This window comes from Sorangium sp. So ce176 (genome assembly GCF_051519835.1).
Lineage (GTDB): Bacteria > Myxococcota_A > Polyangia > Polyangiales > Polyangiaceae > Sorangium > Sorangium cellulosum_G.
Genome location: NZ_CP150371.1, coordinates 1,264,831 through 1,286,000, shown reverse-complemented (window position 1 = coordinate 1,286,000; position 21,170 = coordinate 1,264,831). Strand labels below are relative to the sequence as shown.

The window sequence follows — 21,170 nt, the reverse complement described above, 5'->3', positions numbered from 1 at the left end:
TTGATGGATGCGTGTGGGTTCGGCCTTGGCACGGGACGGTCCTCTTCGGTCAAACAGAGCCTCCGGCACCGCCTCCCCATCGTGCGCGCACGACGCGGCAGGACACATTCGCATCCTCTCGCGCACTCCTGCGTGGAGGGCCTGCCGCCCTCCTCGCCCTCCCAACAACACACCAAAGCCGTCATCCACCCCTACCCGTCTCGCTGCCCCGCTCTCGCGCGCGGTTCTACACCACGAGCACCGCATCGTTCACGAGGGCGCCGTGAAACGTGCGCATCCACCACGTCCCCGCCGGAAATAGCGCGCTGCGCACGCCAGAACACCATTGTCCGAGCGCCGCGCGGTACGACGCGCGGAACGACCGCACCGCGGCCGCAGCGGTTCGCCATGCGTCCCCCTGCTGACGACCGACTGCGAACGTTGGATTGCGGTCGCGCAGCGCCTCGAAGCTCGTCGCACGCTCGTAAGGCGAAACGTTGCTGGCTCGCTCGGCTCCCAGAAAGCGGCGCCCTTGCCGCTGCACCTCCGCATGCGCCTGCGCTTCCTGTCGCTCGATCTCGGCGGCGACCTCACGACGAAATGCCTCCGCGCCATCGTGTTCAATGCCCGGCGGCAGTGTGAGCGGAAGCGTCGTTTCCTCGATCCATTGCGGATTCTTCGGGTCGAAATACACCCCAGGACGCGGCGCGTGCAGCATGCCAAGGCCGAGCTCACCCGCATCTACCTTGACCCCCGGCCATTCCTTCGCATGGCGGACGAGGCCAGCGGCCGCAGGGTTCACGAGGACGTAGGCGATCTTCTCCACCAACGCCGCGTGCGTCAGAAGCCGAACCAGGCTCGTCGCTTCATGGTCCCATACCGGTCCTTCCCATTTGCGCAGCACCTTTGTGCCAAGGGCAACGAGGCGATGGAAAAACTGCAAGAAGCGCGGCAGGACACCTTGCACATCGGTCACGACGAGGTGTAGGTGGGTCGACATCGAGCAAACGGCGTGAACCTCCACCCCGTAGCGGCGGGCCGAGACCGCGAGGGCGTAAACCAGGAGCTGGTTGATGGCCGCATCAGGGCGGAAGAGGAGGTGCCGGCGCACGACGCGGCGGGTGATGAGGTAGGTCGCGCCTGGAGCGATCTGGCGAGGCTGGCTCATGGCCGGAACTCATCAACAAAGTATGTGCCGAGAGGCGAGGTGAATCATTTCAAGTGCTTGCCCTGGCCGATGGGTGGCGGACGTCGATTTCCGCCGGTTTCCGCCACCTTGGGGTGGCGTGCTGGGACACTTCAGGCCGACCTGGATCCGGTCGTCGCCGTCATCGCCCCGGCCACCGGCCGCCCCAACCTGGGCCGCCCCAACCTGGGCCGCCCCAACCTGGGTCGGTCGCCCCGCGTCGCCCCGCGTCGCCCCGCGTCGCCCCGCGTCGCCCCGCGTCGCCCCGCGTCGCCCCGCGTCGCCCCGCGTCGCGTCAACCTCGGGTCGCCAGCGTCAACCTCGGTCGGGTCGCGAAGCGTCAACCTGGGTCGGGTCGCCCCGGGATCTCCGGCCGCACGCGCACGCTCTTCCACCGCGCGAGCTGCACCGTGCCGGCGGGGGCGCCGCGCGGCTTGCTCACGTCCGCGGCGCGGCAGACGTGGACTTCCACCTTGGCGGCGCTCCTCGCCTTCGAGTACCACGCGGCGGCCGCGGCGGCGCGCTCGACCACCTCGCGCGGGACCTCGACCCGCTCGGGGTTGCGCACGATCACGTGGCTGCCCGGCGTGCCACCGGCCACGTGCAGCCAGAGGTCGTGCGGCGCGGCGACATCGAAGGTGAGCGCGTCGTTGTCCTCGTCGCCGCGACCGACGAGCACCTCGAAGCCGTCGATCGTGAGCGTGCGGTATGGCCTCCCCTTGCTGCCCATGCCGGCCCTCCGCCTTCAGCCCGACGCGGCGCCGGCGCTCGGCTGCGCCGGCCGCGCCGGGGCGACCGCGTCGGTCTTCACCTCCGCCGCGAGCCACGCCAGCAGATCCCGCGTGACCTCCTCGCGGTTGATCTCGTTCAGCATCTCGTGGCGCCCACCGGGATAGAACCGGTGCGTCACGTTGCGGAGGCCGGCGGCGCGGTACGCCTCGAGCATCTGCGCGACCCCCTTGAGCGGCCCGCCGACCGGGTCGCGCGACCCGGAGAACACATACAGCGGCAGATCCTTCGGGATCCGCGCCTGCCGCTCGGGCCGCGCGATCTCCACCATCGCGTCGAGCACGTCGACCCAGAGCGACGCCGTCGCAGCGAAGCCGCAGAGCGGATCCGCGATGTACCTGTCGACCTCATCGCGATCGCGAGAGAGCCAGTCGCAGCCCGTGCGCGTCGGCGCGAACGCCTTGTTGAAGCTGTCGAAGCTCATCGCCTGGAGGATCGCGCTCTTGCCGCGCTCGCCGAGCCGCCGCCGCTCCGCCCGCGCCATGAGCCGGCCCGCGTTCACGAGCGCGCTCGGCTTGCCCGAGGACCCCGAGAGCACCGCGCCCTGGATCGAGCCGCCGCGCTCGATCAGGTACTCCTGCGCCAGGTACGAGCCCATGCTGTGGCCGAAGAGCACGACCGGCAGCCCCGGGTGGTCGCCCTTCTCGCGGGCGATGAGCTGCGCGATGTCGTCGACGACCCGCTGGAAGCCGCCCTCGCCCGCGAAGAAGCCGAGCTCGTCGTCGCCGCGCGCCGTCCTGCCGTGGCCGCGGTGGTCGTTCGCGTAGACGGCCCACCCGGCGGCGCAGAGCGCCTGCGCGAGGCGCGCGTAGCGGCCCGCGTGCTCGGACATGCCGTGCGCGATGTGGAAGATGCCGCGCGCCCCGTCGTCCGGGAGCCAGCGGTACACGAAGAGCTCTCGACCGTCGTCCGCCTGAAACGTGAAGGTGTCTGCGGGCATCGGGAGCGGACCCTACCATCGATCGCCCCGCGCGCGTGACCGCGATTCTCGATGCTTCCGCGCCGAAAAGGAGTTTTCGGTACGGTCCTCCATGGCATGAGGTTCGCACGATCCCCGGACCATGCCCGAGCGCCGATCGTTGCCCGTGCTCTCGTTGCGCGACACCGTCCTCTTCCCTGGGATAGCGACGCCCATCACGGTTGGACGGCTGAAGACGCTCCGCGCGGTGGAGGCCGCCCTCCGCATGGAGGGAGAGGACAAGCGCATCTTTGCGGTCGCCCAGCGCGACGCCGCCGAGGAGCCCACCACGGCCGGCCTCTTCTCGATCGGCGTGATCGCCCGCATCACCCAGGTGCAGCGGTTCGGGTCGGGCCTCCAGCTCGTGCTCTGCTGCGAACGGCGAGCGGCCGCGCCGCGCTATACGGAGGTCGACGGCGTGATCCGCGCCCCCGTCATCGAGCTCGCGGATCTCCCCCTCCGTCCAGAGGAGGACAGCGCCCTGGAAGCGCTCTCGCGCGAGGTGCGCGAGCGCGCCGTCGAGTACGGCCGTCACCGCGGCGCGCCGGAGGACGTCCTCAAGCAGTTCGTCGGCAGCATGTTCGGCCCGGCCGAGCTCGTGAACCACATCGCCTTCTACCTGGACCTCCCGACCCCCGAGAAGCAGGCGCTGCTCGAGACCCTCTCGACGGAAGAGCGCATGCGCAGCCTCGCCCTGCACCTCTACCGGCAGATTGGCATCGTCGAGACCCAGGAGAAGATCCGGACCACCGTCGAGGAGGAGCTCGGCGAGCGGCAGCGGGAGCTCTACCTGCGCGAGCAGCTCCGCGCGATCCAGAAGGAGCTCGGCGAGGAAGACGACGAGAACGTCGCGGCACGTCTGGAGCACAAGCTGCAGCGGGCCAGCCCTCCGCCGGAGATCTTTCAGGAGGCCCGGCGCGACCTCGCGCGGCTGCGGCGCATGGGACGGGAGACATCGCCCGAGGCGCAGGTCCTGACCACGTGGCTCGAGCTCGTCGCCGATCTGCCCTGGAACCAGCGCACCGAGGACCACGTCGACCTCGATCGGGCGCGGGCGATCCTCGACGAGGATCACCACGGCCTCGACGACGTGAAGGACCGGGTGCTCGAGTTCCTTGCCGTCCGCAAGCTCCGCGTCGAGCAGGCGCGAGGCGACGGAGAGCGGAGCCGCGCGATCTCCCGCGGCCCGATCCTGCTCTTCCTCGGCCCGCCCGGGACCGGCAAGACGTCCATCGCGGAGTCGATCGCGCGGGCGCTCGGCCGCAAGTACGTCCGCGTCTCGCTGGGCGGCGCGCGCGACGAGGCCGACATCCGCGGTCATCGCCGCACCTACGTCGGCGCGATGCCGGGCCGCATCCTCCAGGGCATCAAGCGGGTCGGGTCGAAGAACCCGGTGATCGTCCTCGACGAGGTCGACAAGCTCGGCGCCTCCTTCCAGGGCGATCCTGGCGCGGCGCTGCTCGAGGTGCTCGATCCTGCGCAGAACGACGGCTTCGTCGATCACTACCTCGGCCTGCCGTTCGACCTGTCCGAGGTGCTGTTCATCTGCACGGCGAACTTCCGGGAGACGATCCCCGCGCCGCTGTTCGACCGGATGGAGACAGCGCTGTTCGCGGGATACACGGAGCAGGAGAAGCACGAGATCGCGCGGAGGTACCTGCTGCCACGCCAGCGGCGGGAGTGCGGGCTGCGCGAGGAGCAGCTCCGCGTGACCGGCGCGGCGCTCGGCGAGATCATCTGCGGATATACGCGCGAGGCGGGCGTGCGGCAGCTCGAACGGACCCTCGGCGCCCTGGCGAGAAAGGCCGCGCGCAGGATCGCGGGGGGTGAGAGCGAGCGGGCGATGGTGGGCACCGGAGATGACGTGAAGGAATTGCTCGGTCGCGCCAGGATGCGCCCGGAGCGAAGGCTGCAGCACGATCAGCCGGGCGTGGCGACTGGCATGTATTACACGCAGACCGGTGGCGACATCATGCACGTCGAGGCGAGCGTGATGCCTGGCAAGGGCGATTTCGTCCTGACGGGGCAGCTCGGCGACGTCATGAAGGAGAGCGGCCGGGCGGCGCTGAGCTACGCGCGCGCGCACGCGGCGGAGCTCGGGGTGCCGCTCGATCGGCTGCAGCGGCGCGACGTCCACATCCATGTCCCGGCGGGCGCGGTGCCCAAGGACGGGCCGAGCGCGGGGTTGACGATGGCTGTGGCGCTGGTGAGCGCCTTGTCGGGCAGGCCCGTGCGGAGCGACATCGCGATGACCGGCGAGATCACGCTGCGCGGCACGGTGCTGCCGATCGGGGGCATCAAGGAGAAGGTGCTCGGGGCCCACCGGGCGGGGATCTTCGAGATCCTGATCCCTGCGGACAACGAGGCGGATCTCGACGATCTGCCCGCCGAGGTGCGGAGCTCGCTGGAGTTCTACCTGGTGACCACGCTCGACGAGGCGATCGCGCTCTGCCTGCGGCTCCGCCCGATGCGGCTGGAGCCCCCGGAGGTGGTCCCGCACGCGCGGGCGTCCTGACGCGGCGCTGGGCACGGCGGGCGCCGGGGGCGGGCCGCAGCCGGGGGCGGGCGGCCGGGTTGCTCAGGTGGGCGGCCGAGAGGCCGGCGCGTCACCTCCGCCGAGCGTCTCGGCCACCGCGTCGCCTCTTCCAACCGTGTCGGCCAGCGCGGCGGCGGTGGCGGCGGCGAAGGCGTCGAGCGTGGCGGGCTCGGTCCAGCGCGCGGCCTCGCGGGCGTCGAGCGCGTGGTGCGTCTCGATCAGGACGGAGGGCATGGTGGGGCGTCGCAGCACGAAGATGCGCTGCCCCGGGGGGTGCCGGTCGACGAAGACGCCTGCCTGGGCGCTGTCGGGCTCGTACAGGCCCCTGTAGGAGGCCCCGCGGTACGGCATGAGGCCCGCTTCCACCATGCGCCGCGCGAAGGCGCGGGCGAGGGCGAGCCGGCGGGCGCAGAGGGCCGGCTCGCCCTCGTCGGACCAGAGCACGGCGAACCCCGGCGCGGCGAGGTTGAACGGGCACGTCCGCCCGGGCGCGGGCGACCACGTCTCGATCCTGCCGCGCACGTCCGAGTGCAGGCTGACGAAGGCCTCGGCGCGCCACCGCGCGGCGTCCTCGGCGCGCTCCTGATAGCGCACCGGCCGGTCGGCCGTCCTGCCCACGCGCGCCTCGAAGCGCCCCGTGGCGTTGAGCCGCTCGGCGAGCGCGTGCGCCGCGGAGAGCGTGAAATCCTGCTCCTCCACGCAGAAGCAGGAGACGTTTCCCGCGTTGCCGGGGGCGCCGTGGCCCGGGTCGAGGTAGATGCGGCGAACCCCGAAGTCGCTCGGGAAGACGGCGGCGGGGGCGACGACGCGGGCTCCTGGAAACGGCCAGCCGCTCGGCGCGATCGGGAGCTTGAGCGCGCGCCGTGCCGCGGGGTCGCGCGGCGGGCCCGGGCACCGCGCCCGCGAGAGGGCGGCGACGCCGGCGGCGCCGGCGAGACCGAGGACGAGCTTCCTGCGCGAGATCACCGCGGCTCCGCTTGCTATCAAAGGCGGAGCGCGGCGTCAGGTTCTCGGCAAACCGGCGCGGAGGAGGTGGCCGGCGCCCGACGTGCCGAGCGACCCCCCGAGATCGCCCGGGGCGTCTGCGCGATCGTGCCCCGGCGCGGCCCTCGGCGGCCCGGCCGGAACCGCCGCTACGGGGCCGGCGTGTAGCAGACCTCGAGCTTCGGCCGGAGGGCGACGTTCACCTGCTCGCTCGACCGGATGTCGGTCCGGCCGTTCGGATCCTGGAGCGCGAGGCCGTGGTTCGGCTGGGATCCATCCACCCAGGTCTGGACGAGGGCCGCCACGTCGGCTGTCGCGATGGCGTCCGCGCCGACCGTGGGGATCGTGACCTCGACGGCCGCGCTGTACCCGGGGAAGTTGCCGGCGTGGAGGGTCGACTCCTGCCAGGGCCCGTTCACGCGGTGCACCTCGATGACGCCGGCGCTCGCCTTCCACGGGTGGGAGAGCGAGAGGGTCGCGGACTCGACGTCGGAGCCCGCCGGGATGAACGACAGATCGAAGGCCAGCACGCCCATTTGCACGCCCTCCGGCAGCGTGTTCAAGACGATGTACGGGTAGTCGCCGTACGGCCACGAGACCCCGGGCTGGACGTGCGCATCCCGCACGGCCCCGTACGTGCCGCGCTGCACGACGGCGCACTGGGGCTCGGACGGGGCGTCGCAGGCGTCGCCGATGTCGTCGTCGTCGGCGTCGGCCTGGGAGGGGTTGGACACCGCCGGGCAGTTGTCGCACGAGTCGAAGACGCCGTCGTGATCCGTATCGGCGGCGACCACGGTGACGTGATCGAGGAGCGTCCCCAGGCCGTCCGAGATGCCCTGATCGTTGAACTGGAGCCGCGTCGTCGTGCCGGAGGCCACGACGGTATAGGTGTAATAGACCCACGCGGAGCTGGCGGTCGTGAGCGTGGCGACCGGCTGGCCGCCCCAGGTGACACCGAGGACGTTATGGCTCGCGCTGGTGCCGGGGCGCGCGGCGAAGGCGAACCGGAGCTCGTAGGTCGCTCCCGGGATGGTCGTGAGGTTCTGGTAGATGCCGCTCGAGCTCTGGGCGTCCAGCTCGACGTGCTGGCTTCCCTGCGCGGGGTTCATGCCGTTCGTGTGGTCATGGACCTGGATCTGACCAAAGGCAGCCTGCCAGCCGGAAATCGAGCTGTACACCGACGAATTGCCGGACGACACGTTCGGCGTTTCGAAGCTGCCGTTCGTGACGATGTTCCCGGAGGGCAGCACCGAGCAGGCGACGAGCGCCGCCGCGCCCTCGCCGATGGCGGCATCATTATCCTCCTGCGGCTCGGCTGCCGCCATGCAGCCGGAGATCATCCAGGCGAGCGCGAACGCAGAGAAGATCGACGGATAGGCGGTTCTCATGAGAGAGCTCCTCGTTGCGGCGCCCGCAAAGAGGCGCCGCGCCGTGCGGCGAGCTGCCGCACGCTATGGATTGAAAAATGTATTTACGAAGCATGGACGATGCCGATAAGCTGTTACGTTTGCCCGGAGGCGGACCGCGTAAGTCGTTGTTCGTCAACCAGCGCGTGCGGCATGAAAGTACGGCGGCACGGCCGTCACGAGGCGTTCGCCTCCCGGATCGTGGCCGACCTTGAGCTTCGTCGCCCCGGGAGGACCTCGCCCGCCCCGGGGCGGATGAAGGCCGCGGGCGGGGCGATCGACGCGCGGAGTCGGACGAGCGCGATCACGAGAATTTCTTGAAGCTGGTAGCCGTAGCGCTGTCTCGTTATATCATGAAATGGGCGCACAGGTCATCAATGTTCATGCGCAACCGCACCATCGCCGGCGCTCGTCCCCGGTCTCACGAGAAGAGGAGCCCCGGAGGCGTGGAGGGCACAGAAGCGACAGAGTTGAATTTTACACGCTCTTCCCTCTGCGGCCTCTGTGCCCTAGAGGGCTCGGTTTCTCCCCATCACGGGCCCCGGGCGCGCGGCGGGGCGCGGCGGGATCAGCGCTCGCGACGGCCGCGGAGCCCGTCGCACACGACGGCCACGGATCCGTGAGACCCGCTCACCCCTCGCCCGGGCTCCGCGCCCGGAGCGGCCAGAGCAGCCCGAGGAAGGCGACCGAGATCGCGGTCCCCAGGGCGAATAGCCCTGCATAGCCGAGCCGCTCGGCGAGCGCGCCCGACAGCCATACGGCGGGCGACTTCCCGAGCACCTCGACGCTGGCCAGCAGCGTGTAATGCGTCGCGCCGACCGACCGCCGGACGCGCGACATCATGAAGGCGAACACAGCGGTCGTGACGGCGCCGCCGAAGAGGTGCTCGGCCACGGTGACCGCGATGACGGCCTCGGCGGTGGGCGTCCCCGCCGCGGCCAGGTACCACTCGCCGGCCATCGCGACGGCGCGCAGCGCCAGGGTCACCCCGACCGCGGCGAGCAGCGGCATCCGCTGCGCCAGGAGGCCTCCCGCGAGCGACCCGGCGATCGACGCCACCAGGCCGTACGTGCCCACCCACAGGCCGATCTGGTGCGGCGGGAAGCCCGCGTCGACGAGGAACGGCTTGAACATCATGTCGACCATCGCCTCGCCGAGCTTGTAGGTCCCGAGGAACGCGACGACCCAGGGCGCGCCCGGCGCCCGCAGGGCGACGAGGACGGTCGCGAGCACCTCGCGCACCGAGCGGCGATCGCGCGCCTCGATCGCGCTCGCCGGCGGCTCGCGCAGCGCGAGCGAGGCGAGGGCCGAGAGGAAGACGAGCGCCGCCATCGCGCCGAACTGGCCGCGCCAGCCGATCCAGGCGCTCGCCCACACGAGCAGCCCGCCGGCGACGAGCATGCCGACCTTGTAGCCGACCACCTGCGCGGCGTTCGCGAGGCCGAGCTCGCCGCGCCCGAGCAGGTCGATCGCGAGCCCGTCGACAGCGATGTCCTGGGTGGCCGCGAGCAGGTTCATCAGGAAGACGAGCGCGAGCAGGGCGCCGAGGTGGCGCGACGGCGGCACGAACGCGGCGGCCGCGCACGTGAGCGAGAGCAGCACCCCGAGCGGCAGGATCCACGAGCGGCGCCGGCCGATCCGCTCCCACCCGAAGCGGTCGACGAGCGGCGCCCAGAGCGCCTTGGCCACCCAGGGCAGCGCGAGCGCCCCCGAGAAGCCCACGGCGGAGAGCGAGACGCCGCTCGCCCGCAGGAAGACGGGGAGCGCCGTCGCCTGGAATCCGAAGGGGATCCCCTGCGCGAAGTACAGCGCGGCGAGGGCGGCGAGGTTGCCGGCGCGCGTTCGGTCTGCCACGAGCCGGAATCGTAACCGAGCGGTCGAACCCCGGTCGCTCGAAACACGGACGCAGGCGCGTCGACGGCGATGGCGATGACGAGGAGCAAGCCGCGCGGGCTCACCCCGCCCCTCGGCCGCGGGAGCGCGCGCCGAGGATCGCCGACACCTTCTGTCCGCGGTCGCTCGCGCCGGCCGGCGCCGTCCGGGTGCGGTGGCTGGGCACGGCGGGGTTCGCCGTGGAGCACGGCGGCGCGGTCGTGCTCATCGATCCGTACCTCACGCGCGCCTCGCTCCGCCGCTGCGTGCTCGGCCGGCTCGTCGCTGACGTCGCCGCGGTCGCGCGCCACGCGCCGCGCGCGGACGCCATCATCGCCGGCCACACCCATTTCGATCACGCGCTCGACATCCCGGAGATCGCGCTCCGCACGGGGGCCACCGTCTTCGGCTCCCGCTCCGCGGCGGCGCTGTGCCGCGCCTCCGGCGTCCCTCCGGCGCGCGCGCGCGACGTCGAGCGCGCGCCGGGCGGCGAGCCGGTCGTCGCCGAGGTCGGCCCGTTCCGCCTGCGATTCCTGCCGAGCGCCCACTCCCGCCTGATGCTCGGCCGGGTCCCCTTCCCTGGTGACATCTCCGATTGCGATCAGGTCCCGCTCCGCGCCGAGCGCTACCGGTGTGGCGCCGTCTTCGCCGTGGAGATCCGGGTCGCGGGCCGGCTCATCGTCCACCTGGGCAGCGCGGAGCTCGTCGAGGCGAGCCTCGACTGCCGGGAGCCCGACCTGCTCCTGCTCTGCGTGGCCGGCTGGACCGCCTCACGCGGCTTCCCCGAGCGCGTCGCGCGCGCCCTGTCGCCGCGCGCGGTGCTCTTCTCGCACTGGGACAACTTCTTTCTTCCGCTGGATCGCCCCGCCGTCGCGCTCCCCGAGATGCAGGGCGAGCGCCTGGCAGAGCGCCTGGGCCGCGCGTCGCGCGACGTGAAGGTGGGCGTGCTGCCGCTGCTGGGTGAGGTGTGGATATAGGGCCCCTCGTCGGCGGTCTGGGCGAGTTTGAGGCGCGATCCGATCAACGGCGGCGACCTCGATCAATCGTGGCGCCGAGCCCTGCCGCCGTGCGCCGCGTCACCGGTTGACCCCGATTTTCTGATGATATAGCGCCACGCGCATCCGAAAACGGCTCGGGAGGAATACGTGGAGCACGGATTGAAGAAGGCGGGCGCGCTCGTACTATGCGGCGCGTTGACGACGGTGTTCGCGCCGGCGTGCGACTTGCGGTACACTTGTGACACCATGGAGCCGGGCGGTGCGGGCGCTGGATATCCAGCAGGCTCAGCAGGAGCGGGGGACTACCTCAGGGACGGCGACGAAGGCGGAGGCGGAGGCGAAGAGGTGGGCAGCCAAGCATTCGAGCTGATGGCAGGCTGCACGCCAGCCAATGACTGTGCCGACAGTCACTAAATATGCAGAGGCAAGGGTGGACGTTGCACGCGTGAAATCGATTGGGGCAGGACCCTTTGCGATATCTGCCGTGAAGATTGCGAGAAAGACAGACCCTACACATATGTCGACTGCTTTCGATGCGGATTCTGATGAACGCGACAAGCCATCCAACCCTCCTGGGCGCAACGCACGTCACCTTCGACTCGGCAGCGACAGAGCGCCTGGTGCAGCTCGGCGCGGCAACCGTCGTACGCGCGTCGGAACGCCTTATCATCGGACCGAGCCGCCGGGACCCACTGGAGCATGTCCGGACGCGTGAGGCGTGGTGCTCTTTATGTGAGCATCGCTCGAACATGGACGACTCAGGACAAGAATGGGATCGCCTCTACTCATCCGAAGTTGACTGGAAACCGCCCGTGGTCTTGTGGGCATCCGGGAGCCTTCACGAACGGGTGAACCTCTGGAGAACCTGTAGCTGGTTGCGGCGCCTGGGGATCCCATGCAGTGACGTCCTCATCATCGAGCTCGAACCGGTGTACGGCACGATGAAGAGGCTTCCCGAGCCACCGAGAATACCGCCGTTCGACTGCTCCGCGTCGGTAGCGCACCACCCCGACAACGTTCTTCTGGACCGTCTCGGCAGGGCCCGCTCCTGGCCGATGGAACGCTACGATCGTGCCGTTCGCCTCTGGGACAGCTACGTCGATGAGAACCCCTTGCCGTTCGCGGAGAGCTGCGCGCACGGTGTCGAGGGATTCCCGGAGCTCGCCCCCTTGTGGAGGCTCCTCTCTTGCTTCTTCCCAGGAATGAGCCCGGGAGGCGCCTTGCGCCTCAGCCGGTTCGACGAGCTCATTCTGACCATCCTGTCAACAGAGGAATGGCAAACCCCAGTAAAAGTATACTGCAACAGATCACACCTGGGATCGGACTTGCGAGATCTCGGCTGCTGCACGGGCGACCTGTTCGTGGAAGATCGCCTCGCCCAGTGGGCGGAGCACGACTCAAGCGCGGCTGTGGAGCGAGCCCCCGGTCCGAACCCACCTGGTTATCGGATGCTCTCGAAGGTGTATCGCCTCACCGATCGCGGGCAGCGGCTGCTGGACAGAGGGCTTGAGCGGATCACAGGTGCGCCGAGTCTGCCGATCGGCGGGATCGACGCCTACTCGGCTTCGGCTCCTTGGGTGCTGCTCGAAGATGGACGGCTCGCTCGGCTGTGAAGGCTACCGCTGACCGCCGTGCACCGCAGCGCGTCCGCTGAGCGCAGAAGGCTGCCCCCTTCAGATGGCCACCGCATGCCGCGCCCCGCCGCTCACCCCGGGCACGCCGCGTCGCACCCCTTGCCGCCGCAGTCCACGCCGAGCTCGTCGCCGTTCTCCACGCCGTCCTTGCAGGACGGCGGCTCGCAGGCGCCGGCCCAGCAGACGCCGCTGGCGCAGTCCTCGCCGGACTCGCAGCCGCCGCCGTCAGGGCAGCGGCGGGGACACGCCCCGCTGCAGTCCACGCCTGTCTCGGCGCCGTTCTTCACGCCGTCGCTGCACGTCGGCGCCTTGCAGTGCGCCATCGCGCAGACCCCTGACTGGCAGTCAGCCCCGGCGTCGCAAGGATCCCCGTTCCTGCACGGCTTGCACGGTCCGCCGCAGTCCTGAGCGGTCTCTCCGCGGCCGGCGTCGAGCACCATGTTGACGCAGTGGGCCGGCACGCAGAACACGCCGTCACAGGCCAGCCCCGGAGCACAGTGCAGCGTCGGATCCTCGGCGAGGCACTCCACGCACCGCCCCTCATGGCATCTCCCGGCTCCCGAGATCGGGCAGATCACGCCGTCGAACAGCGCGTTCAGCGGCCGGTCGTAGTCGCAGAGATCGTTCGTGCACTGGTTGCCATCGTTGTACACGTCGTACGCCGGCACGCTGACCACGATCCCCTCCTCCGTACACTCGTCCTGCTTGCAGTCGCCGCGGAGCTGCGAGGCCAGGCGACCCGCCTTGATATCGAGCTCGCACTTCCCCTCCACGCACCGCCCCGCGCCGCACCGCGGGTCCGGCGGACCCGGGCACTCCGCGTCGCTCTCACATCGCTCCGACGGATCGACGACGCCCAAGCACTCGGCCGTCCCCTCCGCGCACTCGTCGCAAGGCCGGCACATCATGAAGCAGTCCGGCTCCCTCTCGCCCCGCTCGCAGCAGGCCACCTTGCCCGGCTCGGCGCACTCGCAGCGCTCGTTGATGCAGGCCGTGCCCGGCACCGTCTGGCCGTCCGACAGACAGTCGTTCGTTGTCGCGCAGTCGCCCCCCACATAGGGCTCGCCACCACAGGCGAAAGGAAGCGGCAAGACCGTGAGAAAAAAAGCCCCACGGCACAAAGCTTGACAGAGCTCATCGCGCGTCCCGTCCTCCGGCACAAGGCTGGCTTGGTCAGCACCCCGACGGCCCCAATCCGCCGACGTGCCATTGGCCTGATCCTCGAACGGGCCCACTATGCCGCGCTCCGCCGGCGGCGGTCACGCAAGTTTTCGTCAGTCCGCGACCCGCCGGCGCTGTTTTCCTGTCAGCGCCGGTCGCGCAGGATCGATGTCGATTTCGTGATCAGAAGACGCCTGAAATCGCAAAGCCTTCCGAAGACACGCTGACCTCGGTCTGGCCGCGCGGGTAGAACGTGTACCCGAGCGTGGCGGCCAGGACGGCGCCGCCGGTGATCAAGCCGGCGACGCCGATCGCCCTGAAGGTGCGCATGTCGTCGCGGGCCGAGGCGGCGTGCTGGCACAGCGGCCCGGTCAGGCGGAAGCAGCCGTTCGGGCCCGCGGCGCGGGCGGAGGCGAGGATGGCCTCCTCGCGCTTCTCCGCGCCGACGAGCATCACGCCGCCGAGCGCCGCGAACGTGGCGGACAGCCCGACGCCGCCGACCACGAGCGCTGTGCTCGGCCCCTGTCGAGCCGGCGGCGGCGCCGCGGGGCCCGCAGGCGCGGCGCGCGGCGCCTCCGGCTCCGGCTCCGGGCGCTGCGGTCCGGGCGGCGGCGGGAAGGTCAACCTCACCTCCCGCGTCTCGCCGCGCGGGACGTCGACATCGGCCGTGGCCGTCCTGTCGTCGAGCGCCGCGCGCACGACGCGGCGCCCGGGCTCGACGGGGATCGGCCTGTCGCCCTCGATCTCGGCCGGCGCGCCGTCGATCGTGACCGTCGCGCCCGCGGGCGCGACGACGCGGAGCTCGCCGGCGAGCTGGCGCGCGCGGGCGAGATCGACGAGCCGCGACTCGTGGAGCGCGCGTTCGTCGGGGGTCCTCGGCGCGCGCATGATCTCCTTGCAGAGCGACAGCCAGCGCACGGCGGCCGGCATGTCGCCGATCCGGAACGACAGCGCGCCGATGGTGCAGGCCGCCACCTCGGAGCGCTCGAGCTTCCACACAGCCATCCAGAGCTCGCGCGCGTCGGCGAGGCGCCCCTCGTCCACGGCGGCGTGCGCCTGCGCCACGAGCCGGTCCCGGGCGCCTGACGGAGGCTCTGCCAGGGCGCCTGCCGAGGTAGAGAGGAGCGCGGCGGCCAGCGCCGACGCGACGGCATGACGAAGGTTCGTGTGCATGGGGGTGGCCCTCCTCGCGCCCCCGGCGCAGGGGCTCACGCGGGCGCCGCGAGCCGACCGCCAGGGGCGCGCACGGGCTCACGTACCAGAACGACGGCGGCCGCGGAAGCAGCGGCGGCGCACGAAGGGGGCCGACCAGGGCCTCCCCGCCGCCGTGCGCCCCTCACGTCCCGGCGCGCAGGAACGCCGCCTTGATCCGCTTCTTCCCCCACCCCGAGAACTTCACCGTCGCGATCGGATCCGCCCCCGGATCCACGCTCTCCACCACGCCCGGCCCGAACCGCTCGTGGAACACCCGCATCCCGCGCCGCAGCGCGAGCCCCTCGCCGCCGTCGCCGCCCGCGTCGACCGCCTCCCGCTCCACATACCGCTCGCCAGGCGCCCGCTCGGCGCGATCCACGTCGCGCGCCGGCGCCCTCGTCGGCTCGCCCTCCCGCGGGAACCGCGACCACGCCAGCCGCTCCTCGGCCTGCGCCGCGGGCCTGCGCTCGCGGCCCTCCCACGAACGCGCCCCCGAGCCGCCGAACGCGGGCGCCGAGCGCCCGGACGCGCCATACCCGCCCCCGACGTCCATCCGGCGCTGCGCCATCAGGCTGGTCGGCGTCGCCATCGGGCGCACCGACGCGGGCGGGAGATCCGCGAGGAAGCGGCTCGGCAGGCAATAACGCGTCTGGCCGAAGATCGCCCGCCGCGCCGCGTGCGTGATCCAGAGCCGCTGCCGCGCCCGCGTGATCGCCACATAGGCCAGCCGGCGCTCCTCCTCGATATCGCCCTTCCGGTTCGGGTCCTGGCTCCGGAACGGGAACAGATCCTCCTCCATGCCCGTCAGGAACACAGCGTGGAACTCCAGCCCCTTCGCGGCGTGGATCGTCATCATCGCGACCTTCGGCATGTCCACGAGCGCGTCGACGTCCGACACCAAGCTCACCCGCTCGAGGTAGCCCGCCAGCGTCGCCTCGTCGCCGGCCGCGATCGCCTCCTGCTCGTAGTCCACCAGCGACTGCACGAGCTCGCGCAAGTTCTGGAGCCGCGCCTCCGCCTCGACGCTGTCGTCCTGCTCGAGCATCCTCGCGTAGCCCGAGCGCGCGAGGACCTCCTCCGCGAGCTCGCTCGGCGACAGGCGCGGCACCTCCTGCATCAGCCCCTGCATCAGGTCGCGGAAGCCGAGCAGGCTGCGCTTCGCCGCCGCCGCGAGCGGCTCGATCCGGCCCGCCGGCAGCGCCGACCGCTGCACCGCCGACGGCGGCACCGCGCCCCCGACGAGCGGCTCGATCGCCTCGTAGAGCGACACGCCGAGCGCGTCCGCCGCCTGGATCAGCTTGTCGACCGTGCTCTGGCCGATCTTGCGCGCAGGCACGTTGATGATGCGGTTGAGATCCACGTCGCTGCGGGGATTGACCACCACCCGCAGGTACGAGAGCAGGTTCTTCACCTCGGCCCGCTCGAAGAAGCGCGTGCCGCCGATGATCTGGTACGGGATGCGCGCCTCGCGCAGCACCTCCTCGAGCACGCGCGACTGCGCGTGGATCCGGTAGAACACCGCGATCTCGTTCGGCGACACGCCCTGCGCGATCAGCTCACGGATGCACTCGACCACCCACGCCGCCTCGTCGTGCTCGCTGTCGGCGGCCACCACGTCGATCTGCGCGCCGTCCTGGTTCGACGTCCACAGCTCCTTCGGCTCGCGATCCGACGCGTGGCGGATCACGCCGAGCGCGCCGCGCACGACGTGCCCGACCGAGCGGTAGTTCTGCTCCAGCTTCACCACCTCCGCGTGCGGGAAATCGCGCCGGAAGCCGCGCACGATCCGCACGTCCGCCCCGCGCCAGCGGTAGATGCTCTGGTCGTCGTCGCCGACAACGCAGAGGTTGTCGTGGCCCTTGCAGAACGCACGGACGAGCCGGTACTGCACCTGGTTCACGTCCTGGAACTCGTCGACGAGCACGTGGCGGAAGCGCCCCCGGAGATCCTCGCCGGCGAGGCTCGCCGGGTCCTCCGCGAGCCGCAGCACCGAGAGCAGGAGGTCGTCGAAGTCCACCGCGCTCGCCGCCTTGAGGTGCCGCTCGTACGCCGCGAAGCACCGCGCGATCGCGTCGTCGAAGTAGCCGTTCCGCTCGAACTCGCCAGCCCCCCGCCCCTCCTGCTTCTCGGCGTGGATGCGCGACAGCACCTGGCGCGGCGGGTAGCGCCGATCGTCGAGGTTGAGCTCCTTGAGCACCCGGTTCATGACCGCGCGCTGGTCGTCGTCGTCGTAGATGACGAAGTTCTTGTCGAGCCCGGCCGCTTCGTGGTGCCGCCGCAGCAGGCGCGCGCACACAGCGTGGAAGGTGCCCACCCACAGGTCCTTCACGATGTCGGCCCCGATGAGCCCCTCCAGGCGGCGCTTCATCTCGGACGCCGCCTTGTTCGTGAACGTCACCGCGAGGATCCGGTAGGGCGGGACACGGTGCGTCACGATGAGGTTCGCGATCCGGTACACGATGACGCGCGTCTTGCCGCTGCCCGCGCCGGCGAAGATGAGCAGCGGCCCCTCGGCGTGGCAGGCCGCGCGCGCCTGCGGCTCGTTCAGCTCCTCGTAGGGAAGGCCTGGCTCGGGCGGCGGAGGGGGGTAGGCGTCGGGTGCGGCGAAACGATCCACACGGCGTCGCTAGCACGGCCCCCGCGCGAGCGGGAGCCCGGCCAGCCCACAGACAGCCGCCACGCTTCCCCGCTTTTTCCGCCGCAAACCGGGCGCGCTCGCCGTAACCTCGCACGCGCATGCGCCCCCGGCAGAGCACCGGGGGAGACGCGGCCGGGACGAGCGGCACAGGAGAGACCATGCGCATCGCGCTGACGCACAACCTGAAGATCACGGGATCCGCCGAGGAAGCAGAGTTCGACAGCCCCGAGACGATCGCCGCCATCGCCGGCGCGCTCGAGCGGGCCGGGCACGAGGTGGAGCGGATCGAGGTCAGCGGCCCCGCGTCCCGGGTCCTCGCCCGGCTCGAGGCGCTCCAGCCGGACCTCATCTTCAACACGGCCGAGGGCCACAAGGGCAAGACGCGCGAGGCGTTCTACCCGTCGCTCTTCGACGAGCTCGGCATCCCGTACACCGGCTCCGACGCCTACGCGCTGAACGTCGCGCTCGACAAGTCGCTCACGAAGCGCCTCCTCGCGAGCTACGGCGTCGCCACCCCGCGCGCCCGCCTCGTCAACCGCACGACGCTGGAGGGCGGCGCGCTCGACGACGTGAGCTTCCCCGTCATCGTGAAGCCGAACTTCGAGGGCTCCTCGAAGGGGATCTACAGGGAGTGGAGCGTCTGCGAGGACGCGCACCACCTCGCCGAGGTGGTCGAGCGGCAGCTCGCGCGCTTCGAGGCGGGGCTGCTCGTCGAGCACTACGTCGCCGGCATCGACGTCGCGTGCGCCTTCGTCGACGGCCTCAAGGAGGCGGGCGGCGCGCGCCCGAGCGGCGCCGGCATCCCCGAGGGGGTCCTCACGCCCGTCGAGTTCGTGATCGATCCCCAGGTGCCGGGCAGCTACAACGTGTACGACTTCAACCTGAAGCACGCGAAGCCCGAGCGCGTCACCCGCCGGCCCGCGCAGCTCCCCCCGCAGACCATCGAGCGCATCCGGTCGCTCACCGCGCGCATCGTGCGCGCGCTCGACCTCAAGGACCACGCCCGCTGCGAGTTCCGGGTCACGCCGTCGTCCTCGCGCAACCAGGGCCACGACGTGCACTTCCTCGAGGTCGACGGGCTGCCCACGCTCCAGCCGGGCGCCAGCGTGTTCGTGGCCGCGGCGCAGCGCGGCGTCGATTTCGACGGCGTGATCCGGGCCATCGTCCGGAGCGCGTGCCAGCGGCGCGGGCTCCTGCCGCTCCTGGAGAGCAACGCGCCGCGCCGGGCGAAGCGGACCTCGCTGCGCGTCGGCTTCACCTACAACATGAAGCGGGGCGAGGCGGCGGCGGAGGGAGGCCCGGGCAAGGCCGGCGCCGGCGCCGTGTACGACTCCGAGGCCGAGTTCGACTCGCCGCGCACCATCCAGGCGATCGCGAGCGCCATCGAGAGCTACGGCCACACGGTGGTCCCGCTCGAGGCGATCCCGGATCTGCCGCGCGCGCTCACCGCCGCGGGGGTCGACGTCGTCTTCAACATCGCCGAAGGGCTCCGCGGCCGCGGCCGCGAGGCGCAGGTGCCCGCGCTCTGCGAGCTGCTCGGCATCCCCTACAGCGGCTCGGACGCGACAACGCTCTCGCTCGCGCTCGACAAGGGCCTCACCAAGCAGATCCTGCGGGCCGCCGGCATCGACACGGCCGAGTGGCAGGTGGTCACGACCGGGCGCGAGAAGCTGAAGCCGTTCCGCTACCCGGTGATCGTGAAGCCGAACGCCGAGGGCACCTCGAAGGGGATCACCTCCGCGTCCGTCGTCAAGGACGAGGCCGCGGCGCGCGCGGCGGCGAGGCAGCTCGTCGATCGCTACCACCAGCCGGCGCTCATCGAGGAGTACATCGCGGGGCGCGAGTTCACCGTGGGCCTGCTCGGCGAGCGGCGCCCGAAGGTGCTGCCGCCCATGGAGGTCGTCTTCGTCGACCCGCCCACCTACCCCGTCTACGGCTACGAGGAGAAGCAGACGGACACGCCGCGCGTGCGCTTCGTGTGCCCCGCGCAGGTCACGCCGTCCGAGCTCCGCCGCATCGAGAAGGTCGTGCGCGACACGTTCACGGCGCTCGGATGCCGCGACGTTGCCAGGGTCGATCTGCGCATGGCAAAGGACGGCAGGGTGTACGTGATCGAGATCAACCCGCTGCCCGGACTGACGCCCGACTTCAGCGACCTCTGCGTGATCGCGAAGGTGGCGGGGATGGATTACCGGTCGCTGATCGGCGAGATCATGGCCGGCTGCCTCAAGCGCCACCGCGAGGCCCGCGCCGCCTCGCCGCAGTCCGCCCTCCCCGCGGCGCCCGCGGCCGGCGCAGCGGCCGGCGCCGCCGCGCCCCCGGCCGCCCCGCCGCCCACCGGCTCCGCGGGCGCGACCGGCGCCGCGGGCGCGGCCGAGCCGGGCTCCCAGCCCGCGCCGGGCTCCCAGCCCACGCCGGCCCCTGCGCTCGCCGGGTCGGTGTCGCTCGCCGCGGAGCTCGCCCCCCTCCCCTCCGCGAGCCGGGAGGTCGCTGGCCCGTGAGCGCGCCCTCGGCCTCGATCCGGCGCCCTCGGCTGCGCGACCTGGGCGTCGCGATCGGCCGCTTTCCCACCGGGCCCGAGAACGCGATCACGGACGTCGCCGGGGTGCGCGTCCACCACGTGACCAAGATCGAGGGCGAGGGCGAGCTCGTCCCCGGCATCGGCCCGGTGCGCACGGGCGTGACCGCTGTGATGCCGGCCGACGGCGATCTGTTCCTCGATCGGGTGTTCGCCGCCAGCTACGTGCTGAACGGCGCCGGCGAGGTGACTGGCCTCTCGCAGATCAACGAATGGGGCCTGTGCGAGACCCCCATCCTGCTCTGCAGCACGCTCTGCGTCGGCCGCGTCCTCGACGCGACCGTCGCGTGGCTCTTGCATCGCCACCCGCAGATCGGCAAGGAGTACGACGTCGTGATCCCTGTCGTCGCCGAGTGCGACGACAGCTTCCTCAACGACACCGTGGGGCGGCACATCACGCAGGCCGACGTCGAGGAGGCGATCGACAACGTCCGCGGCGGCGCCGTGGCCGAGGGGTGCGTCGGCGCCGGCACCGGCATGCAGACCTTCCACTTCGCGGGCGGGATCGGCACCTCGAGCCGCCGCGTGCCGGTCGGCGGGGTCGACGCCGTTGTCGGCGCGCTCGTGCTCTCGAACTTCGGCGACCGCGAGCTGCTCCGCGTCGATGGCGTCCCGGTGGGCCGGCTGATCAGCGACCGCTTCGCCCACGTCCCGCGGCGGGGGCCAGCCGGCTCGATCATCGTGCTTGTCGCGACCGACGCCCCCCTCATCCACCGCCAGCTCGCGCGCCTGTCGCGGCGCGCCGCGCTCGCGATCGGCCGGACCGGCGGGTACGCCGCCAACAACTCCGGCGAGATCGTCCTCACCTGGAGCACAGCGAACCGGGTGCCGCGCGTCGCCATGGAGCAGTGGAGCGCGCCCCGATCGAGCCGCTCGCTCAGCGTGCACCCCCTCGCGCCCGGGCGGCACATGGCCGAGCTCGTCCTCGACACCGAGATCGACGGCCTCTACGAGGCCACCGTCGACGTGGTGGAGGAGGCGATCCTCAACGCCATGTGCGCGGGCGTCGACATGACCGGCCACAGCGGCCACCACGCCCCCGCCCTGCCGCTCGACGCCGTGGCCGAGGTCCTCCGGCGCTACCGCCCCCCCCACCCCTGCGATCCGCCGCCGCTGCGCTAGAGCGCCGAGCAGCTTGAAACACCCAGGAATGAAGAGATTCGAACCACAGAGGCACAGAGGGCACAGAGTTTTTCGGTTGTTCCTCTGTGCCCTCTGTGCCCTCTGTGCCTCTGGCGCTCGTTTTCTCGGGGTTTC

14 protein-coding genes are annotated in these 21,170 nt (G+C 71.5%); 5 read left to right on the top strand and 9 right to left on the bottom strand.

What is annotated here, in order from left to right:
- Nucleotides 1-226: 226 nt before the first annotated feature.
- The 3 genes from WMF42_RS04750 to WMF42_RS04740 all read right to left on the bottom strand — a co-directional run bounded on the left by WMF42_RS04750 (nucleotide 227) and on the right by WMF42_RS04740 (nucleotide 2,894).
- The gene (locus WMF42_RS04750; protein ID WP_437690463.1) at nucleotides 227-1,147 is read right to left on the bottom strand and encodes a transposase; all 921 of its coding nucleotides are present in this window, start codon (nucleotides 1,145-1,147) and stop codon (nucleotides 227-229) included.
- Between the two features lie 358 nt (nucleotides 1,148-1,505).
- Nucleotides 1,506-1,895, bottom strand: a complete 390-nt coding sequence (locus tag WMF42_RS04745) for an NFACT RNA binding domain-containing protein (RefSeq protein ID WP_061606390.1) — start codon at nucleotides 1,893-1,895, stop codon at nucleotides 1,506-1,508.
- A gap of 15 nt (nucleotides 1,896-1,910) precedes the next feature.
- Complete coding sequence (locus WMF42_RS04740) at nucleotides 1,911-2,894, bottom strand: alpha/beta hydrolase (protein WP_061606389.1); 984 nt, start codon at nucleotides 2,892-2,894, stop codon at nucleotides 1,911-1,913.
- Nucleotides 2,895-3,015: 121 nt separating this feature from the next.
- Here WMF42_RS04740 and lon point away from each other — a divergent pair, with 121 nt between their 5' ends.
- Nucleotides 3,016-5,427: an endopeptidase La gene (gene lon / locus WMF42_RS04735; protein ID WP_061606388.1), complete on the top strand. Its 2,412-nt coding sequence runs from the start codon at nucleotides 3,016-3,018 to the stop codon at nucleotides 5,425-5,427.
- A 63-nt stretch (nucleotides 5,428-5,490) separates the two neighbouring features.
- On the opposite strand, the gene WMF42_RS04730 is transcribed toward lon, so the two are convergent.
- The 3 genes from WMF42_RS04730 to WMF42_RS04720 all read right to left on the bottom strand — a co-directional run bounded on the left by WMF42_RS04730 (nucleotide 5,491) and on the right by WMF42_RS04720 (nucleotide 9,692).
- The gene (locus WMF42_RS04730) at nucleotides 5,491-6,414 is read right to left on the bottom strand and encodes an N-acetylmuramoyl-L-alanine amidase family protein (protein ID WP_437690461.1); all 924 of its coding nucleotides are present in this window, start codon (nucleotides 6,412-6,414) and stop codon (nucleotides 5,491-5,493) included.
- Between the two features lie 167 nt (nucleotides 6,415-6,581).
- Nucleotides 6,582-7,820 (bottom strand): DNRLRE domain-containing protein, encoded by a 1,239-nt coding sequence (locus WMF42_RS04725; protein ID WP_437690459.1) that lies wholly within the window; start codon nucleotides 7,818-7,820, stop codon nucleotides 6,582-6,584.
- Nucleotides 7,821-8,468: 648 nt separating this feature from the next.
- Entirely contained in the window at nucleotides 8,469-9,692 is a 1,224-nt protein-coding gene (locus tag WMF42_RS04720; RefSeq protein ID WP_437690457.1) for an MFS transporter, read from the bottom strand.
- 188 nt (nucleotides 9,693-9,880) lie between these two features.
- Here WMF42_RS04720 and WMF42_RS04715 point away from each other — a divergent pair, with 188 nt between their 5' ends.
- Complete coding sequence (locus WMF42_RS04715; RefSeq protein WP_437690456.1) at nucleotides 9,881-10,687, top strand: MBL fold metallo-hydrolase; 807 nt, start codon at nucleotides 9,881-9,883, stop codon at nucleotides 10,685-10,687.
- 566 nt (nucleotides 10,688-11,253) lie between these two features.
- Nucleotides 11,254-12,321 carry a hypothetical protein gene (locus WMF42_RS04710; RefSeq protein ID WP_437690454.1) on the top strand — a complete coding sequence of 356 codons (1,068 nt, stop codon included), beginning with the start codon at nucleotides 11,254-11,256 and terminating at the stop codon, nucleotides 12,319-12,321.
- Nucleotides 12,322-12,413: 92 nt separating this feature from the next.
- Here the strand turns inward: WMF42_RS04710 and WMF42_RS04705 are convergent, their stop codons facing one another.
- The 3 genes from WMF42_RS04705 to WMF42_RS04695 all read right to left on the bottom strand — a co-directional run bounded on the left by WMF42_RS04705 (nucleotide 12,414) and on the right by WMF42_RS04695 (nucleotide 17,314).
- Nucleotides 12,414-13,433, bottom strand: a complete 1,020-nt coding sequence (locus WMF42_RS04705) for a hypothetical protein (RefSeq protein ID WP_437690452.1) — start codon at nucleotides 13,431-13,433, stop codon at nucleotides 12,414-12,416.
- Nucleotides 13,434-13,686: 253 nt separating this feature from the next.
- On the bottom strand, nucleotides 13,687-14,676 hold the full coding sequence (locus WMF42_RS04700) for a hypothetical protein (RefSeq protein ID WP_437690450.1): 990 nt from the start codon (nucleotides 14,674-14,676) through the stop codon (nucleotides 13,687-13,689).
- A gap of 163 nt (nucleotides 14,677-14,839) precedes the next feature.
- Nucleotides 14,840-17,314: an ATP-dependent helicase gene (locus WMF42_RS04695; RefSeq protein WP_437690448.1), complete on the bottom strand. Its 2,475-nt coding sequence runs from the start codon at nucleotides 17,312-17,314 to the stop codon at nucleotides 14,840-14,842.
- Nucleotides 17,315-17,493: 179 nt separating this feature from the next.
- Here WMF42_RS04695 and WMF42_RS04690 point away from each other — a divergent pair, with 179 nt between their 5' ends.
- Nucleotides 17,494-19,836, top strand: a complete 2,343-nt coding sequence (locus tag WMF42_RS04690; RefSeq protein ID WP_437690446.1) for a D-alanine--D-alanine ligase family protein — start codon at nucleotides 17,494-17,496, stop codon at nucleotides 19,834-19,836.
- Nucleotides 19,833-21,035, top strand: a complete 1,203-nt coding sequence (locus WMF42_RS04685) for a P1 family peptidase (RefSeq protein ID WP_437690444.1) — start codon at nucleotides 19,833-19,835, stop codon at nucleotides 21,033-21,035. The genes WMF42_RS04690 and WMF42_RS04685 overlap by 4 nt, the downstream gene beginning before the upstream one ends.
- Nucleotides 21,036-21,170: the final 135 nt, after the last annotated feature.

Bases quoted from the DNA above. Each gene is read 5' to 3' on its own strand.
- WMF42_RS04750 (WP_437690463.1), bottom strand. From the start codon at position 1,147: ATGAGCCAGCCTCGCCAGATCGCTCCAGGCGCGACCTACCTCATCACC.
- WMF42_RS04745 (WP_061606390.1), bottom strand. From the start codon at position 1,895: ATGGGCAGCAAGGGGAGGCCATACCGCACGCTCACGATCGACGGCTTC.
- WMF42_RS04740 (WP_061606389.1), bottom strand. From the start codon at position 2,894: ATGCCCGCAGACACCTTCACGTTTCAGGCGGACGACGGTCGAGAGCTC.
- lon (WP_061606388.1), top strand. From the start codon at position 3,016: ATGCCCGAGCGCCGATCGTTGCCCGTGCTCTCGTTGCGCGACACCGTC.
- WMF42_RS04725 (WP_437690459.1), bottom strand. From the start codon at position 7,820: ATGAGAACCGCCTATCCGTCGATCTTCTCTGCGTTCGCGCTCGCCTGG.
- WMF42_RS04710 (WP_437690454.1), top strand. From the start codon at position 11,254: ATGAACGCGACAAGCCATCCAACCCTCCTGGGCGCAACGCACGTCACC.
- WMF42_RS04700 (WP_437690450.1), bottom strand. From the start codon at position 14,676: ATGCACACGAACCTTCGTCATGCCGTCGCGTCGGCGCTGGCCGCCGCG.
- WMF42_RS04690 (WP_437690446.1), top strand. From the start codon at position 17,494: ATGCGCATCGCGCTGACGCACAACCTGAAGATCACGGGATCCGCCGAG.